At 73.5% G+C, this 16,885-nt stretch carries 12 protein-coding genes; 2 read left to right on the top strand and 10 right to left on the bottom strand.

The window, feature by feature from the left end; all coding sequences use genetic code 11:
• Positions 1 to 19: 19 nt before the first annotated feature.
• Positions 20 to 1,054, bottom strand: a complete 1,035-nt coding sequence (mtnA, locus tag HL663_RS11360) for an S-methyl-5-thioribose-1-phosphate isomerase (RefSeq protein WP_173028487.1) — start codon at positions 1,052 to 1,054, stop codon at positions 20 to 22.
• A gap of 73 nt (positions 1,055 to 1,127) precedes the next feature.
• On the opposite strand from mtnA, the gene HL663_RS11355 reads away from it, so the two are divergent.
• A complete protein-coding gene (locus tag HL663_RS11355; RefSeq protein ID WP_173028486.1) occupies positions 1,128 to 2,966 on the top strand; it encodes a Type 1 glutamine amidotransferase-like domain-containing protein in 1,839 nt (612 codons plus the stop codon).
• 173 nt (positions 2,967 to 3,139) lie between these two features.
• A complete protein-coding gene (locus HL663_RS11350; RefSeq protein WP_173028485.1) occupies positions 3,140 to 4,000 on the top strand; it encodes a universal stress protein in 861 nt (286 codons plus the stop codon).
• Here HL663_RS11350 and HL663_RS11345 read toward each other — a convergent pair.
• The 9 genes from HL663_RS11345 to HL663_RS11305 form a co-directional block, all read right to left on the bottom strand.
• Positions 3,990 to 6,113: a S9 family peptidase gene (locus HL663_RS11345; RefSeq protein WP_173028484.1), complete on the bottom strand. Its 2,124-nt coding sequence runs from the start codon at positions 6,111 to 6,113 to the stop codon at positions 3,990 to 3,992. The two genes, HL663_RS11350 and HL663_RS11345, sit on opposite strands and share 11 nt — an antisense overlap.
• A 73-nt stretch (positions 6,114 to 6,186) precedes the next feature.
• Positions 6,187 to 7,995 carry a bifunctional metallophosphatase/5'-nucleotidase gene (locus HL663_RS11340; protein ID WP_173028483.1) on the bottom strand — a complete coding sequence of 603 codons (1,809 nt, stop codon included), beginning with the start codon at positions 7,993 to 7,995 and terminating at the stop codon, positions 6,187 to 6,189.
• Positions 7,996 to 8,152: 157 nt separating this feature from the next.
• Complete coding sequence (dnaE, locus tag HL663_RS11335; protein WP_173028482.1) at positions 8,153 to 11,773, bottom strand: DNA polymerase III subunit alpha; 3,621 nt, start codon at positions 11,771 to 11,773, stop codon at positions 8,153 to 8,155.
• A gap of 79 nt (positions 11,774 to 11,852) precedes the next feature.
• Positions 11,853 to 12,776: an RluA family pseudouridine synthase gene (locus HL663_RS11330; protein ID WP_173028481.1), complete on the bottom strand. Its 924-nt coding sequence runs from the start codon at positions 12,774 to 12,776 to the stop codon at positions 11,853 to 11,855.
• Entirely contained in the window at positions 12,769 to 13,350 is a 582-nt protein-coding gene (gene lspA, locus HL663_RS11325; RefSeq protein ID WP_173028480.1) for a signal peptidase II, read from the bottom strand. The genes HL663_RS11330 and lspA overlap by 8 nt, the downstream gene beginning before the upstream one ends.
• On the bottom strand, positions 13,323 to 14,177 hold the full coding sequence (locus HL663_RS11320) for a TraR/DksA family transcriptional regulator (RefSeq protein WP_173028479.1): 855 nt from the start codon (positions 14,175 to 14,177) through the stop codon (positions 13,323 to 13,325). Before HL663_RS11320 ends, lspA begins: the two co-directional genes overlap by 28 nt.
• A gap of 172 nt (positions 14,178 to 14,349) precedes the next feature.
• On the bottom strand, positions 14,350 to 15,876 hold the full coding sequence (locus HL663_RS11315) for a DivIVA domain-containing protein (protein WP_173028478.1): 1,527 nt from the start codon (positions 15,874 to 15,876) through the stop codon (positions 14,350 to 14,352).
• 144 nt (positions 15,877 to 16,020) lie between these two features.
• On the bottom strand, positions 16,021 to 16,311 hold the full coding sequence (locus HL663_RS11310) for a YggT family protein (RefSeq protein ID WP_173028477.1): 291 nt from the start codon (positions 16,309 to 16,311) through the stop codon (positions 16,021 to 16,023).
• 49 nt (positions 16,312 to 16,360) lie between these two features.
• Complete coding sequence (locus HL663_RS11305) at positions 16,361 to 16,846, bottom strand: cell division protein SepF (RefSeq protein ID WP_173028476.1); 486 nt, start codon at positions 16,844 to 16,846, stop codon at positions 16,361 to 16,363.
• Positions 16,847 to 16,885: the final 39 nt, after the last annotated feature.

Here is a 16,885-nt window from a genome sequence, read left to right as displayed (position 1 = left end):
CCTTCACCCCGGGCGTCGGTCAGCCGTCGAGGCGCTCCCCCGCGGCCGGCTCGACGACGCCGCGCTCGGTCGCGACGGCCGAGACGAGCCGCGCGGGCGTCACGTCGAAGGCCGGGTTGAAGCCGGGCGTCCCCTCGGGGGCCACGCGCACGCCGGTGAACGTCGTGACCTCCTCACCGGGCCGCTCCTCGATCTCGATCGCCGAGCCGTCGTCCATCGAGAGGTCGACGGTCGACCACGGCGCCGCGACGAGCAGCGGGATGCCCGCCTCCCGGCAGGCCAGGGCGACGCCGAGGGTGCCGACCTTGTTCGCGACGTCGCCGTTCGCGGTGATCCGGTCGGCGCCCACGACGGCGCAGTCGACGAGACCGCGCACGATCGTCGACGCGGCGGCGCCGTCGGCCTGCACGGCGTGCGGGATGCCCTCGGCCGCGAGCTCCCACGCGGTGAGGCGGGCGCCCTGGAGGAGCGGGCGCGTCTCGTCGGCGTAGACGAACTCGACCAGGCCGCGCGCGTCGAGCTCGCGGACCACGCCGAGGGCGGTGCCCCACGCCGACGTCGCGAGGACCCCCGCGTTGCAGTGGGTGAGGACCCGCAGCCGCTCCTTGCCGGTGCGCTCGAGCAGCCAGTCGGCGCCGAGGCGCGACAGCTCGCGGTTGGCCGCCTCGTCCTCGGTCGCCACCCGCAGCGCCGCCTCGAGCACGGCGGCGCGGCCCTGCGCCATGAGCGGCCGCACGGTGTCGACCCCCCAGGCGAGGTTGACCGCCGTCGGGCGCGCGTCGCGGACCCGGTCGACCTCGTGCTGCAGCCGCTCCTCGTCCCAGCCCAGGTCGGCGGCGGCGTCCATCGCGACGACGACCCCGAGCGCGCCGGTCACCCCGAGCGCGGGCGCACCGCGCACCGCGAGGCGGGAGATGGCGTCGACGAGGGTGTCGACGTCCTCGACGACCAGGTGCTCGGTGACGGTCGGCAGGAGGGTCTGGTCGAGGAGGCGCAGGGCGCCGCGGCCGTCACGGCCGGCGGCGGCATCCCACTCGAGGGCGAGGAGGCTCATGCCCCGACCCTAGGCCCCGCTCCCGACGGTTCCCGAACCCCCGCTCGTCGGGCCCCGCCGCTAGCGTGCGCCCATGGCCAGCCACCGCGCCCGGCACGTCCTCGGCGCCGCCCTCGTGACCACCGCCCTCCTCGCCCCGCTCGGGGCCACGACCGCGAGCGCCCGGTCGGGGGCGCACCCACCGGCGGGCGCCGGCCGGGCCGCCGACGTGCTCGTCCCGATCGGCGGCGGCTACGAGACCGACACGCTCGAGGCCTTCGCGCGCACCGCCGCCGCCCGCGCCTCGGGGCCGACGGTCGACCTCGTCGTCGTGCCGTCCGCGTACGGCGACGCCCCGGAGGACCGCGCCGAGAACCTCGAGCTCGCCGGCGAGCGGGCCGAGCAGCTGCGCGCCGCGTGCGAGGACGCCGTGCCGTCGCGCTTCACCGGGTGCACCGCGCGCCTGGCCGTCCTCCTCACCCGCGCCGACGCGCTCGACCCCGCGAACGCCGCCGCGCTCGCCGACCCCGCGACCGACGGCATCTACGTCCTCGGCGGCGACCAGGGCCTCGCGATGCAGGTGCTCGCCGCGAGCCCGGCCGAGCGGGCCGTCAGCGCCGCGACCCGGCGGGGCGTCGTCCTCGGCGGCACGAGCGCCGGCGCGGCCGTCGAGTCGCGCTCGATGATCAACGGCTACGTCGGCGACCTCGGGCCGGCCGAGGGCCTGCGCCGGGGGTCGACCCTCGTGTGGTGGGGCGACGACGCCGACCTCGAGCGCGGGCTCGACACCGGCTCGACGCGGGCCATCTACGACCAGCACTTCCACCAGCGCGGCCGGCTCGGCCGGACCCTCTCGACGATCGCGACGGCCGACGAGCACTTCCGCGGCGCGAGCCCGGTCGGGGTCGGCGTCGACTACGGCACCGGGGTGCGCGCCACCGACGACCGGATGCTCTCCGGGGTCTTCGGGCAGGGCTCGGTCTCGGTCGTCGACCTCGAGACGCTCGGCACGACCCACACGTGGGGCGGCCCGCAGCACACGCTCTCGGCCCGGCGGGTCCTCACGCACCTGATGACCGAGGGGCAGACCTACGACCTGTCCACCCGCACCCTGACCCGCCTCGGCCACGTCGTCGCGCCGCCGCGCGCCACCCCGTGGCGGGCGCCCGCGGCTCCCGGGCGCGGCACCCTCGTCGTCGGTGGCGGGGTCCTCGGCTCCCCCGTCGTCGCCGACGTCGTCGAGCGGGCCCGCGCGGTCCGCTCCGACGACCGGGCGCGGCTCGTCGTCCTCGCCCTCGGCCCGGACGCCGCCGCCCTCGGGCAGCGCTACGCCGACGCCGCGCGCGACGCCGGCTGGACCGGCGCCGTGCGCGTCGTCACCCGCGCCACGCTGCGGGCCGACTCCCTGCGCGGCGCCACGGCCGCCTTCCTCGTCGGCGACGACCCGAGCACGCTCGGCGCCGACCTCTCCGGGCCGCGGGTCCGGGCCGCCGTCACCGACGCCGTGCGCCGGGCCCCGGTCGTCCTCACCGACGGCGCGGTCTCGGCCGCCGTCGGCGAGCGCTGGTCGCCCGTCGCCCGCCCGAGCGACGACGAGCTCGAGGACGCCGGCATCGCGGCCTTCCGCACCGGTGACGCGCGCTGGCGCACCGGGCTCGGCCTCGTGCGCGCGACGGTCGTGCCGCACCTCGCCGCCGACAACCGCTGGGGCCGCCTGTACGGGTCGGTCGCGGTCGACCGGGGCGCCCCCGTGCTCGGCGTCCTCGACGGGTCCGCGGTCGTCCTCGAGCGCGGGTCGGCCTCCGTCAGCGGCGAGTCCGTCGTCGTCGCGGACGGTGACGAGGCCCGCACGTGGACCTCGGCCAACGGGTCGATCGGGGCGGCGAACGTCGTCCTCGACGTCTTCTCCGACGGGCAGCGGCTGCGTCGCTGACCCCGGCACCCACCCGGCCGCGGCCCGGCGCGCGAGGACGTGACATCCGTCCTTGTGCCCGGGCCGCGCCGGTGGGACCGTCGGAGGTGGAGGCCCACCGCCTCCCTCGACGACGGACCCTCCGACCGGTCGCAGCCCGCCGCCGGGTGTGCTGCACGGGAAGGACGAAGTCGATGAACCAGGCCCGGGTCGTCGTCGGGATCGACGGGTCTCCGCTCGCGGAGGCCGCGGTTGTCCAGGCCGCCCACTTCGCGAGCACGCGCGGGATGACCCTGCACGTGCTCCACGCCTTCGCCCCCGACCTGCCGATGCTCGGCTTCGGGGCCCTCGCGGACCGCTCGGTCGTCACCGACCACGGCCGCCGCCTCCTCGACGTGGCCGTGGCCCGCGCGCACGCCGCGCACCCCGACCTCACCGTCACCTCCGCCCTGCACGACGGCTACGCGAGCACCTCGCTCGTCGCGTCGTCGCAGACCGCCGCGCTCGTCGTCGTGGGCGTCGCCGGCAACGGGCTGCTCAGCCGCGCCGGCCTCGGCGCCGTCTCGATGCAGGTGCTGACGCACGCCCGCTGTCCCGTGCTCGTCGTCGGCCACCCGACGTCGACCGCGCCGGTCCCGGGCGGCCGCGTCGTCGTCGGGTTCGACGGCTCCGAGGCCGCGTGCGGCGCCCTGCGCACGGGCGTGCGCGAGGCGGGCGTCCTCGGCGGCACCGTCGACGCGGTCCACGCCTGGCAGGCGCGCGGCGCCGGTGACCCGACCCTCGCCGACGCCTCGAGCTGGGAGGACTACGTCGCCGGGGTCGAGCAGATGGTCGAGCGCGAGACCGAGGCCCTGCGCCCGGAGCACCCCGACGCGAAGGTCGAGGTGCACGTCGTGCGCGACGAGCCCGTCCACGCCCTCGCCGCGAGCAGCGAGGGCGCGAGCCTCGTCGTCGTCGGCGCCCGGGGACGCGGCGGCTTCGAGGGCCTGCGCGTCGGGTCGACGGCGATGCGCCTGGTGTCGCGCAGCGAGTGCCCGGTGCTGGTCAGTCGCTGAGGCGCTCGGTGGCCCCGAGGCGGTCGAGGACGAACGCCCACTCCCACGCGATCTGCTCCCACGCGGCGTAGCGGCCCGAGCGGCCGCCGTGCCCCGCCGAGAGCTCGGTCCGCAGCAGGACCGGGTGCGTGGTGGGGTCGTTGGTCACGGTCTCGCGCAGCCGCGCCACCCACTTGGCCGGCTCGGTGACGTAGACCCGCGTGTCGTGCAGGCTCGTCGTCGCGAGGATCGCCGGGTAGGCCTCCGGGCGGATGTTCTCGTACGGCGTGTACGCCCGCATCACCGCGTACACCTCGGGGTCCTCGAGCGGGTTGCCCCACTCCTCCCACTCCCCCACCGTCAGGGGCAGCTCGGGCTGGAGGATGGTGGTCAGCGCGTCGACGAAGGGCACCGCCGCGTGGGCGACGCGGAAGCGTCCGGGCGCGGCGTTGACGACGGCGCCGACGAGCAGCCCGCCCGCGGACCCGCCCTCGAGCCCCAGCCGGTCCGGCGCCACCCAGCCCGACGAGACGAGGTGCTCGGCGGCGGCGACGGTGTCGGAGAAGGTGTTCGGCTTGGCCAGCAGCTTGCCCTCGTCGTACCAGCGGCGGCCCATCTCGCCGCCGCCGCGCACGTGGGCGACGGCGAAGACGACGCCTCGGTCGAGCAGCCCGAGCCGCGCGACGGAGAAGTACGGGTCGGACGAGATCTCGTAGGCGCCGTAGGCCCCGAGCAGCCCGGGGTTGGTGCCGTCGGCGACCACGCCACGGCGGCGCACGACCGAGACGGGCACCTGCGTGCCGTCCGGCGCGCTCGCCCACTCGCGCGACTCCTCGTAGTCGGCCGCGTCGAAGCCGCCGAGCACGGGCTGGCGCTTGAGCTCGGTGCGCTCCCCGGTCGCGAGGTCGACGTCGAGGACGGTGCGCGGGGTGGTCCACGACTCGACGACGACCTGCACGGAGGTCTGGTCGGCCTCCGGGTTGTCGCCGAGGCCGATCGAGTGCACGGCGGTGCCGACCTCGACGTCCCACGGCGTCCCGTGGCCGGAGACCGACGTGACGTCGCGCGGCAGGACGCGCACCGCGGTCAGCCCGCCGGTGCGCAGCGACAGCACGGTCGCGGCGTCGAAGGCGTCCACCCCGACGAACCGCTCGCCGTCGCCGGAGGACAGCAGCGGCACCCACTGCTCGTGGCTCGTCGCGTCGAGCGGCGCCCACGCGAGGTCGGAGTCCGGGTCGTCGGCGTTGTGGACGACGAGCAGCCGGTCGTCGGCCGGCTCGACGTCGTACTCGACCCCGTCGCGCCGCGGCGCGACGACGCGCCACTCGCCCTCGGGGTCGTCCGAGGGCAGCATCCACACCTCGGAGGTGGTCTTGGAGCCCAGGCCGAGGAGCAGCCAGCGCTCGTCGCGGCTGCTGCTGACGCCCATCCAGAAGCGCTCGTCGCCCTCCTCGTGGACGAGGACGTCGTCGGCGGGGTCGGAGCCGACCCGGTGGCGCCACAGCTGGTGCGGGCGCCAGGCGTCGTCGACGCGCGTGTAGAAGACGAACGACCCGTCGCGGCTCAGCTCGACCCCGTACCCGATGCCGGTCAGGGCGTCGTCGAGGACGCGGCCGGAGGCGACCTCGCGGACCACGAGGTCGAAGCGCTCGTCGCCGGCGGTGTCGGTGGCGAAGGCGAGCAGCCGGTGGTCGGCGCTGACGGTCAGGGCGCCGAGCGAGAAGAACTCCGAGTCACCGGCCTCGACGTTGCCGTCGAGCACGACCTCCTCGCCGGGCAGGGCGGCGCCCTCGGGGTCGGGGCGCGGGTCGCCGTCCGCGCGCGGCACCCGCACGTGGATGGCGTACTGCTTGCCCTCCGCGGTGCGCGAGAAGTACCACCAGGGCCCGCTCGCGACGGGCACCGACAGGTCGTCCTCCTTGACCCGGCCGCGGATCTCCTCGAAGAGCGTCGTGCGCAGCGGCGCGAGGTGCTCGGTCATCGCCTCGGCGTAGGCGTTCTCGGCCTCGAGGTGGGTGCGCAGCTCGGGGTCCTCGAGGTCGCGCATCCACCAGTACGGGTCGGCCACCCGGTCCCCGTGGTGCTCGCGGACGTGCTCGCGGCGCGGGGCGGTGGGCGGGGTGGGGCTCGGCATGGCGTCACCCTAGCCACGGACGCGGCGAGGGCCGCACCCCGGTGGGGATGCGGCCCTCGTCGGTGCCTCGCGGTCAGAGACCGGAGACGCGGTCCGCCGGGGCGGTGAGGTTCGGGGTGGCCCCGAGGTAGTCGACGAGGTTGGCCAGGTCCTCCTTGCCGCCGAGGACGTTCTTCCCCGCGGAGAACGCGGTGAAGGAGTCACCCCCGTTGGCGAGGAAGTTGATGGTCGCGACGCGGTAGGTGGCGTTCATGTCCATCGGGGTGCCGTTGAGGGTCATCGACCCCGGCACGACCCGGCTGCCGGCCGGCTGGGTGGCGTCCCACGCGTAGGAGAACCCGTCCGAGACGCCGAGCCCGAGCGCGTCACGACCACCGGGGCGGCCGGGGACGTACTGCTGCTCGAGGACGGCCTCCAGCTCGGCCCCGGTGAGGTCGAGCGTCGTGAGGATGTTGCCGAACGGCGCGACGTCGTAGGCCTCGGCGTAGGTGATCTGGCCGGTGCCCTCGGCGTACTTCGGCGCGAGGAGGAAGCTGGCGCGCACGCCGCCGACGTTCATCAGCGCGAGCTGCGCGCCGCCGTTGGCCGGGGCCTTGGTGCCGAAGAGGATCGCGTCGGCGACGACGTCGGCCATCGGGGTCTCGATGCCGCGGTTGCCGCTGGAGTCACCCGTGATGTCCTGGGCGTTGCTGCCGACGACCTGCGCGGCGAGCGGGCCCGAGAGGGCCTTCCACTTGTCGATGATCGCCGTCTGCGTGGCGTCCTTCGCGAACGCGGTGCGGCTCACGAGGTGGTTGACCGAGGTCGACTTCTTGCGGTCGACCTCGCCGGTGCGGCGGTCGATGACGAGGTTGGTCTCGGAGACGACCTGGCCGTAGGACGCGGCGCTGGTGACCAGGCGCGGGTTGCCCTTCGGGTCCGGGATCGAGCAGGTGTAGGGCTGGTGGGTGTGCCCGGTGATGATGGCGTCGACGTCGGCCGTCATCGTCTTCGCGATCGTCGCGATCGGGTCGGAGATGCCGACGCACTGCTGGTAGGTGCCGGTCTGGACGCCGCCCTCGTGCAGCAGGACGACGATCGAGTTGACGCCCTTCTTGCGCAGCTCACGGGCCTGCTTGTTCGCGGTCTCGACCTCGTCCTTGAAGTCGACGTTCGCGACGCCGGCCGGGTCGACGAGGCTCGGGGTGCCCTCGAGGGTCATGCCGATGAAGCCGACCTTGACGCCGTTGACCTTCTTGACGGACGTCGCCGGCAGGAGCGTGCGCTCCTTCTCGTGGTGGTGGTGGCCCTTGCCCTTCGCGGCGGCCTGCTGCTTGAGGACGACGTTGGCGGCCAGCCACTGGAAGTCGGCGCCCGCGTAGGGCTGCTGCGGGAAGTAGCAGCCGTCCGTCGGGTGGCAGCCGCCCTTCTGCATGCGCAGGAGCTCGGTCGTGCCCTCGTCGAACTCGTGGTTGCCGACGCTGCTCACGTCGAGCTTCATCGCGTTGAGCGACTCGACCGACGGCTCGTCGTGGAAGAGCCCGGAGAGGAAGGTCGAGCCACCGATGAGGTCACCCGCGGCGACGGTCAGGGAGCTGCCCTTCGGGGCCTTGGCACGCAGGGTGGAGAGCGCGCTCGAGAGGTACTCGGCGCCGCCGACGGGGGTCTGGCTCGGGTCGAGGGTCTTGCTCAGCGGCGGGTCGGTCGCCTCGAGGTGACCGTGGTAGTCGTTGAACGAGAGCAGCTGCACCGTCGTCGTCGCCGGGGGCTTCGGGTGGTGGTGGCCGCGGCCGGGGTGGTCGTCGTGGCCGCCGGCCTGCGCCACCGGGGCGCCGGCAGCGAGCGTCGCGAGGGCCGCGGCGGCGACACCCGCACCGAGGACACGTCGTCGGGTCGATCTCATCGTGGGGGTTCTCCTGGGTTCTCCTGGCGGGCCACCCCCTGTCCGGGCGGCCGCACGGGGTAGACCCTAGGAGAAACTTCGCCGTCCGGCACCCCCTGGCGGGCATCGGATCCACGGTGTCGCCGACCGTTCACCGCACGGTCGACGGCGCCGGCCCTCAGGAGAGGCAGCGCGGCCCGAGGAGGACCTTGAGGTCGCCGAAGAGGGCGCCGTCGGCCGAGACCCGGTAGGCCGGGTCGAGCCGGATCTCGACGGTGCGCCCGGGCTTGACGAGCTTGAGGTGGACCTCGGTCGTGCCCGGGTGGTTGGTGAGGACCCCCTTGAGCTCCTCGATCCGCTGCGGGGTCGCCCGGACGGTCTCCATCGTCACGACGACCGGGCCGCGTGGGCCCTCGCTCACGTCGGGCAGGGTGAGCTCCTGGGCGTAGATCGAGACCGAGTCGTCGCGCTTGTTGAGCTTGCCGCGCACGACGGCGATCTGGTCCTGCTGGAGCATCCCCGCCACCGTCATGTAGGCGCTCGGGAAGAAGAGGCACTCGATCGAGCCGGCGAGGTCCTCGAGGGTCGCGATGGCCCAGAGGTCGCCCTTCTTGGTCCGCTTGATCTGCAGGCCGGTGATGAGGCCGGCGATCGTCACCATCGCGCCCTCGGGCCGGCCCGCGTCGTCGCCGGTCAGGGCGGCGATCTGGGTGTCGGCGTGGGCCGAGAGGACGTGCTCGACCCCGAAGAGCGGGTGGTCGGAGACGTAGAGGCCGAGCATCTCGCGCTCGAAGGAGAGCAGCGTCTGCTTGTCCCACTCGACCCCGGGCACCGGCGCGAGGCCCATCATGTCGCCGCCGCCCCCGCCGGAGCCCGCGTCGTCGGCGAAGGCCCCGAAGAGGCTGTCCTGGCCGATGGCCTCCTGGCGCTTGACCGCGACGAACGCGTCGACGTACTCCTCGTGGATGCGCAGCAGGCCCATCCGGGTCTCGGCCAGGCCGTCGAACGCGCCGCCCTTGATGAGCGACTCGATGGTGCGCTTGTTGCAGACGACCGCCGGCACCTTGGACATGAAGTCGCGGAAGGAGGTGAAGCGGCCCTTCTCCTCGCGGGCGGTGATGATCGCCTCGACGACGTTGTGGCCGACGTTGCGGATGGCGTGCAGGCCAAAGCGGATGTCGGTGCCGACCGCGGCGAACGGCCCGACGGAGTCGTTGACGTCCGGCGGCAGGACCTTGATGCCCATCCGGCGGCACTCGCCGAGGTAGAGGGCCGACTTGTCCTTGTCGTCGCCGACGCTCGTGAGCAGCGCGGCCATGTACTCGGCCGGGTAGTTGGCCTTGAGGTAGGCCGTCCAGTACGAGACGAGGCCGTAGGCGGCGGTGTGCGCCTTGTTGAACGCGTAGTCGGAGAAGGGGACGAGGACGCCCCACAGGGCCGCGACCGAGGCCTCGGTGAAGCCCTTGGCCTTCATGCCCTCGGAGAAGGGCACGTACTCCTTGTCGAGGACCTCCTTCTTCTTCTTGCCCATCGCGCGCCGGAGGAGGTCGGCGGTGCCGAGGGTGTACCCGGCGAGCTGCTGGGCGATCTCCATGACCTGCTCCTGGTAGATCACCAGGCCGTAGGTCGTGCCGAGGATGGGCTCGAGCGCCGCGACCATCTCGGGCTGCAGCTTGCCCTTGAGCTGCGGGTCGAGCGGGATGAGCTCCTGCTTGCCGTTCTTGCGCAGCGCGAAGTTGGTGTGCGCGTTGACGCCCATCGGGCCCGGCCGATAGAGCGCGAGCGCCGCCGAGATGTCCTCGAAGTTGTCCGGCTGCATGAGCTTGAGCAGCGTGCGCATGCCGCCGCCGTCGAGCTGGAAGACCCCGAGGGTGTCGCCGCGACCGAGGAGGTCGTAGGTCGCCTTGTCGGTCATGTCCTTGGACAGCGCGTCGAGGTCGATCTCCTCGCCGCGGTTGGCGCGCACGTTGATGATCGCGTCGTCGAGGATCGTCAGGTTGCGCAGCCCGAGGAAGTCCATCTTGACCAGGCCGAGCGACTCGCAGCTCGGGTAGTCGAACTGGGTGATGACCTGCCCGTCCTGCAGGCGCCGCATGATCGGGATGACGTCGATGAGCGGCTCGCTGCTCATGATGACGCCGGCCGCGTGGACGCCCCACTGCCGCTTGAGCCCCTCGAGGCCCTTCGCGGTCTCGACGACCTCCTGGAGGTGCTGCTCCTGGGCGACGAGGTCGCGGAACTCCTTGCCCTCGCCGTAGCGCGGGTGGCTCGGGTCGTAGATGCCCGAGAGCGGCACGCCCTTGCCCATGACGTCCGGCGGCATCGCCTTGGTCAGCTGCTCGCCGACGGCGAACGGGTGGCCCATGACGCGGGCGGAGTCCTTGACCGCCTGCTTGGCCTTGATCGTGCCGTAGGTGACGATCTGCGCGACGCGCTCGGCGCCGTACTTCTCGGTGACGTAGCGGATGACCTCGCCGCGCCGGCGCTCGTCGAAGTCGACGTCGAAGTCGGGCATCGACGCGCGCTCGGGGTTGAGGAAGCGCTCGAAGATCAGGCCGTGCGGGACGGGGTCGAGGTCGGTGATCTTCATCGCGTAGGCGCACATCGAGCCGGCACCGGAGCCACGGCCGGGGCCGACCCGGATCCCGTTCTCCTTGGCCCAGGTGATGAAGTCGGCGACGACGAGGAAGTAGCCCGGGTAGCCCTTGGAGACGATGACCTCGGCCTCGTAGTCCGCCTGCTTCTGGGCGTACTCGGGGATGCCGCCGGGGAAGCGCTCGTGCAGGCCCTTCTGGACCTCCTTGACGAACCAGCTCGTCTCGTTCTCGCCGGGCGGGCAGGGGAAGCGCGGCATGAACCGGCCCTCGCCCTCGGTGAACGAGATGTCGCACATCTCGGCGATGAGGAGGGTGTTGTCGCAGGCCTCGGGCAGCTCGCGCCAGGTGTGGCGCATCTCGGCCGGGCTCTTGAGGTAGAAGTCGTCGGCGTCGAACTTGAAGCGGCCCGGGTCCATCATCGTCGAGCCGGACTGCACGCACAGGAGGGCGCCGTGGGCCTTGGCGTCCTCGGGGCTCGTGTAGTGCAGGTCGTTGGTGGCGACGAGGGGCAGGTCGAGCTCGCGCGCGATGCGCAGGAGGTCCTGCTGGACGCGGCGCTCGATGTCGAGGCCGTGGTCCATCAGCTCGCAGAAGTAGTTCTCGCGGCCGAAGATGTCGCGGAAGTCGGCGGCCGCCTGCTTCGCGAGGTCGTACTGGCCCAGGCGGATGCGGGTCTGGATCTCGCCGGAGGGGCACCCCGTCGTCGCGATGAGGCCCTGGCCGTACTGGTCGAGCAGCTCGCGGTCGACCCGCGGCCACTTCGCGTAGACCTGGTCGAGGGAGGCCTGGCTGTCCATCCGGAAGAGGTTGTGCAGGCCGGTGTTGTCGCGGGCCAGCAGCGTCATGTGCGTGTAGGCGCCGGAGCCGGAGACGTCGTCGCCGGGGCGGGTGCGCTCGTCGCCCCACTTGACGCGCGTCTTGTCGGTGCGGTGCGTGCCCGGGGTGACGTAGGCCTCGACGCCGATGATCGGCTTGACCCCCGTGCCCTGGGCCTTCTTCCAGAACTCGTAGGCGCCGAAGACGTAGCCGTGGTCGGTCGTCGCGAGGGCCGGCATCCCCATCTCGGCGGCCCGGGTGAACAGGTCGCCGATGCGGGCCGCCCCGTCGAGCATCGAGTACTCGGTGTGCACGTGCAGGTGCACGAACGAGTCGCCCTTCGAGGACGACGTGGGGCTGGAGGTCGGGGCGGCGGGGATGGACATCGCGGACCATCCTAGGTCGCCCCGGGGACACCCCCGGCGTGTCGGGGTCCGTGTCGGCCGAGACCGGCCCGGACGCCGCTCAGAGCCGGTCCAGCGCCTCCTGGAGGTCGGCCGGGTAGCCGCTCTCGAAGGTGACCCACTCCCCCGACCCGGGGTGCTCGAAGCCGAGCCCGACCGCGTGCAGCCACTGCCGCTCCAGGCCCAGGCGGCGCGCGAGGGTGGGGTCGGCGCCGTACGTCGGGTCCCCGACGCAGGGGTGGCGCACCGCGGCCATGTGGACGCGGATCTGGTGGGTGCGCCCGGTCTCGAGGTGGACCTCGACCAGGCTCGCGTGGCGGAAGGCCTCGAGCAGCTCGTAGTGGGTGACGGCCGGCTTGCCGTTCTCCATGACCGCGAACTTGTACTCGCCGCCGGGGTGCCGGCCGATCGGGGCGTCGATGGTGCCGACGAGCGGGTCCGGGAGGCCCTGGACGAGGGCGTGGTAGGTCTTCTCGACCCGCCGCTCCTTGAACGCCCGCTTGAGGACGCTGTAGCCCCGCTCGCTCTTGCAGACGACCATGAGGCCGCTCGTGCCGACGTCGAGGCGCGAGACGATGCCCTGGCGCTCGCTCGCCCCGCTCGTCGAGATGCGGTAGCCGGCGGCCTTGAGGCCCGCGAGGACGTTGGGGCCGGTCCAGCCGACGCTCGGGTGCGCGGCGACGCCGACGGGCTTGTCGACGACGACGATGTCGTCGTCGTCGTGGACGACCCGCATCCCCGGGACCGGCTCGGCGACGACCTCGAGGGTCGGGCTCACCGGGCCGCTGGGGATCGAGACCTCGAGCATGTCGCCGGCGCTCACCCGGTGGCTCTTGCCGACCGTGCTGGCGTTGACCGCGACGTCGCCGGCCGCCGCGAGGTCGGCGGCCCGGGTGCGGGAGAGGCCGAAGAGGCGGGCGATGGCGGCGTCGACGCGCTCGCCCTCCAGCCCGTCGGGGACGAGGACCGTGCGCTGGTCAGTCATGGGAGGCCTCCGCCGCGTGCTGGCCGACCGGGCCGAGCGGGGTCCCCCGGTAGGCGAGGACCATGACGAGCCCGGCCGCGACGACGATCGCGATGTCCGCGACGTTGCCGACGAACCACCCGAAGTAGTCGATGAAGTCGACGACGTGGCCGCGGCCCGGTCCCGGCTCGCGCACGAGCCGGTCGACGAGGTTGCCGACGGCGCCGCCGAGCAGGAGCCCGAGGGCCACCGCCCACGGCCGGTTGCCGACCCGGCGCACGCCGACGAGCACGAAGCCGAGGATGACGAGCGAGAGGAGCGTGAGCATCCACGTCTTCGTGTCACCGAGCGAGAAGGCCGCCCCGGGGTTGCGGATGAGGTTGAGCCGGATCGCGTCGCCGAGGAGCGCGACCGGCTGCCCCGGGGTGAGGGCCGCGAGGGCCCACACCTTCGTGGCCTGGTCGAGCACGAGGACGACCACCGCGATGGTCAGCAGGAGGGCGCGCAGCCTGCTGCGTCGCTCGCTCCGGGGCTCGGAGGGATGGGTCGGGGTGGCGTCGGCCGCCGTCAGCGGCGCTCCTGCTTCGTCTTGCATGGCATGCACAGGGTCGCACGAGGAGCGGCCTGGAGCCGCATCTTGCCGATCGGGTTGCCGCAGGACTCGCACGTCCCGTAGGTGCCGTCGGCGAGGCGCTCGAGGGCGTGCTCGGTCTGCTCGAGCATCTCGCGGGCGTTGTTGGCCAGCGAGATCTCCTGCTCGCGCTCGTAGGTCTTGGCGCCGGCGTCGGCCTGGTCGTCGCCCGCACCGTCGCCCGAGTCGCGCATGAGGTGGACGAGGTCGGAGGCGGCGTGCGCGATCTCGGTGCGCAGCTGCTCGGCGTCGTGCTCGAGCTCGCGGCGCACCTCCCGCAGCTCGGCGGCGGTCCACGGGCTCTCGTCGCCGCGGACGGGCAGCGAGGCCGCGGTGGTGGCCTTCTTGGCGACCTTCCTGGCGGGCGCGGCCTGCGTGGCGGGAGCCTTCTTCGCCGGCGTGGCCTTCTTCGCCGACGCAGCCTTGGTCGCCGCAGCCTTCTTGGCGGGCGCGGCCTTCGTCGCCGGAGCCTTCTTCGCCGCAGCCTTCTTCGCGGGAGCCTTATTGTCGGGCGCGGCCTTCGTCGCCGGAGCCTTCTTCGCCGGGGCCTTGGTCGCGGGCGCCTTCTTGGCCGGCGCCGCCTTCTTCACGCCCGCCGCCTTCTTCGCGGGCGCGGCCTTCTTCGCGGGTGCGGCCTTCTTCGCGGGTGCGGCCTTCTTCGTGGTCTTCGTCGCCGTCTTCTCCGCCGGCGCGGCGGCTCCTCCCGCCCCGCGCGTCACCGCCTTGCGAGCGGCTCCGGCCGCCCTCGAGGTCGTCTGCTTCGCGGCGGACAGGGCCCGCTTCACCACCATGGGCACAGCCTTTTCGGGGACGGGGTGGGCCCTGGCGGCCCGCCCGGTGCGAGGAGGATACGGGCTGCGGCCGCGCGGCGGGGGGCCGAAACGCCGGGGCGGGCCGTGCGTTCCCCGGACGCGGCGAGGGGCCCGGGATCGCTCCCGGGCCCCTCGTGCGCTGACGGCTGCGTCAGGCCTGCTGCTCCTGCGGCTGCTCTGCCGGTGCCTCGTCGTCGTCGGTGGCGACGTTCTTGAGGTCGGCGAGCTGCCCCTGGATGTAGTCGTGCAGACGGGCGCGGTAGTCGCGCTCGAAGCTGCGCAGCGACTCGATCTTGCGCTCGAGGAGGTTCCGCTCGCGACCGAGCTCCTCGAGGATCGAGGCCTTCTTCTGCTGCGCCTCGGCGACCATGCCCGTCGAGCGCTCGCGCGCCTCGGTGAGCATCTCGTCACGCTGGGTCGTCGCGGTGCCGATCATCTCGTCACGCTGCGCCGTGGCCGTCGACACGAGCTCGTCGTGCTGCGCCTGGCCGGTCGAGACCAGCTCGTCGTGCTGCGCCTGGCCGCTCGACACGAGCTCGTCGTGGCGGGCCTGCCCGGTCGTGACGAGCTCCTCGTTGCGGGCCTGGCCCGTCGAGATGAGCTCGTCGTGCTGGCGCTGTGCGGAGCCGACCAGCTCGTCGTGCTGGCGCTGACCCTCCGACACCAGCTCGTCGCGCTTGGACTCACCGGCCGCGACGTGCTCGTCGTGCAGGCGCTGCGCGAGGGCGATGACGCCCGCGGCGCTGGCACCGCCACCGGCGCCGGCGAGGGCGGCGGCACCGACCCCGGCGTCACCCTGCGGCTGGGCGGGCTGCTCGCTCGCCCGCTGCTCGGCGGCCTCGGCGCGCTCGGCGGCCTGCTGGGCCTGCTGCTCGGCCTCGGCGGCGCGTCGCTCGGCCTCCGCGAGGCGCTCCTCGAGGGCGGCGGCGCGCTCGTCGGCCTCGCGGCGGGACTCCTCGAGGCGGGTCGTGAGGACCGACACCTGCTCGTCGACGGCGTCGCCCTGCTCCTGGCGGGTCGCGGCGAGGGCGGCGGCGTGGTCGTCGCGCTCGGCGGTGACCCCGCTCAGCTGGCCCTCGAGCTCCTGGACGCGCTCCTCGAGGGAGGCGGCGTGGCGCTCGGTCTGTGCGGCCTGGTTCTGGAACTCGCCGGCGCGGCGCTCGGCGTCGGCGACGCGGGCGTCGACGTCGCCGCTCTCGCCGCGCAGGGCCTCGATCTCGGCGTCGCGCTGCGCGAGGAGCTGCTCGAGCTCCGCGGTGCGCTCGGACATCTGCTTGAGCTGGCCGCGCAGGTCCTCGAGCTGGCCCTGGGCCTCGGCGAGGCGGGAGTCGCCGTCGCCGGCGTTCGCGTGCAGCTCCTCGAGCTGGGTGGCGAGGTCGCTGCGGGCGCCCTCGAGCTCGGAGACGCGGGCGGCGAGGGTCGCGTTCTTGGAGCGCAGCTCCTCGGTCTCGCGGGAGGAGTCGGCGTCCGGGCGCGCCAGCGCGGCGGTGGGGGCCATCCCCCGGCCCTCGCGGCTCGCGGAGAGCTCGCCGCGCAGGTCCTCGGACTCCTTGGACATCCGACGCATCTCGGCGACGATGTCGTCGAGGAAGTCGTCGACCTCGCGCTCGTCGTAGCCCCGACGGAACTGGGTCTGGGTGAACGTCTTGTTGAGGACGTCCTCGGGCGTGAGAGCCATGCACAACTCCTGGTGGCCGGGTGGGGGACACGGTCCGGGCGCACGGGAGCACGACGTGCTGGGCTCCGGGCGTCCGCAGGCCAGCCTAGACGATCACGGGACGCACGAGACCTGCGCGGCCTGCGGGGCGCGGGCCCCGGGGACTCAGGCCGCGAGGCCCTCGAGGATGCGCTGGAGGATGATGACGCCGATGAAGAGCACCATGAACGAGAGGTCGACCGACACCGCGCCCAGGCGCAGCGGGGGGATGACCTTGCGCAGCGCCCGCAGCGGCGGCTCGGTCAGCGTGTAGACCGGCTCGGCCACGAGGAGGACCGGCCCCCGGGGCCGCCACTCGCGCGCGAGGATGCGGATCCAGTCGAAGACCACCCGCCCGATGAGCACGACGAGGTAGAGGAACACCACGAAGGCGAGGACGGCGAAGACGGCACCCATGGCTCGAGTGTGACCGATGGACCTGAGCGTCCCGCGCGGGGGTCGCTCGTCAGCTCTGGTTGAAGACCGTGCGGCCGGCGAGCGCCTGCCCGTCCTCCGCGAGGACCTCGACGGTCTCGGGCGAGAGGAGGAACACCTTCGAGGTGACGCGCTCGATCGAGCCGTGCAGGCCGAAGACGAGGCCGGCGGCGAAGTCGACGAGGCGCTTGGCGTCCGCGTCGCCCATGTCGGTGAGGTTCATGATGACGGGGACGCCGTCACGGAAGCTCTCGCCGATCGTCTTGGCCTCGTTGTAGGTACGCGGGTGGATCGTCGTGATCCGCGAGACGCTGGCGGCCTCGTGCGTGCGCACGACCTCGGCCACGGGACGGCGGGTGGGGAGAGGGGTCACCTCGGCTCCTCGGTGCTCGGCGCGGTCGTGACCGTGGTCGTCGGCCTCCGGCTCGTCGTAGCCGTCGTAGAGGTCGTCGTCGTAGCGGCCCTGGTCCTCGGCGAGGCCCAGGTAGACCATCGTCTTGCGCAGCGCGCCAGCCATCCAGTGCTCCTCGGTCGTCGGTCCTGCGGGTCAGGGCCG

The sequence above is a fragment of the Arthrobacter sp. NEB 688 genome (genome assembly GCF_013201035.1).
GTDB lineage: Bacteria > Actinomycetota > Actinomycetes > Actinomycetales > Dermatophilaceae > Phycicoccus.
The sequence above is the reverse complement of the archived record's forward strand: the minus strand, read 5'-3'. Positions and strand labels throughout refer to the sequence as shown.

What these genes read in the sequence shown, in the direction of transcription:
- dnaE (WP_173028482.1), bottom strand. Translation starts at nt 11,773, where the DNA reads ATGTCCATCCCCGCCGCCCCGACCTCCAGCCCCACGTCGTCCTCGAAG.
- HL663_RS11350 (WP_173028485.1), top strand. Translation starts at nt 3,140, where the DNA reads ATGAACCAGGCCCGGGTCGTCGTCGGGATCGACGGGTCTCCGCTCGCG.
- HL663_RS11310 (WP_173028477.1), bottom strand. Translation starts at nt 16,311, where the DNA reads ATGGGTGCCGTCTTCGCCGTCCTCGCCTTCGTGGTGTTCCTCTACCTC.
- lspA (WP_173028480.1), bottom strand. Translation starts at nt 13,350, where the DNA reads ATGCAAGACGAAGCAGGAGCGCCGCTGACGGCGGCCGACGCCACCCCG.
- HL663_RS11315 (WP_173028478.1), bottom strand. Translation starts at nt 15,876, where the DNA reads ATGGCTCTCACGCCCGAGGACGTCCTCAACAAGACGTTCACCCAGACC.
- HL663_RS11320 (WP_173028479.1), bottom strand. Translation starts at nt 14,177, where the DNA reads ATGGTGGTGAAGCGGGCCCTGTCCGCCGCGAAGCAGACGACCTCGAGG.
- HL663_RS11340 (WP_173028483.1), bottom strand. Translation starts at nt 7,995, where the DNA reads ATGAGATCGACCCGACGACGTGTCCTCGGTGCGGGTGTCGCCGCCGCG.
- HL663_RS11355 (WP_173028486.1), top strand. Translation starts at nt 1,128, where the DNA reads ATGGCCAGCCACCGCGCCCGGCACGTCCTCGGCGCCGCCCTCGTGACC.
- mtnA (WP_173028487.1), bottom strand. Translation starts at nt 1,054, where the DNA reads ATGAGCCTCCTCGCCCTCGAGTGGGATGCCGCCGCCGGCCGTGACGGC.
- HL663_RS11305 (WP_173028476.1), bottom strand. Translation starts at nt 16,846, where the DNA reads ATGGCTGGCGCGCTGCGCAAGACGATGGTCTACCTGGGCCTCGCCGAG.
- HL663_RS11330 (WP_173028481.1), bottom strand. Translation starts at nt 12,776, where the DNA reads ATGACTGACCAGCGCACGGTCCTCGTCCCCGACGGGCTGGAGGGCGAG.
- HL663_RS11345 (WP_173028484.1), bottom strand. Translation starts at nt 6,113, where the DNA reads ATGCCGAGCCCCACCCCGCCCACCGCCCCGCGCCGCGAGCACGTCCGC.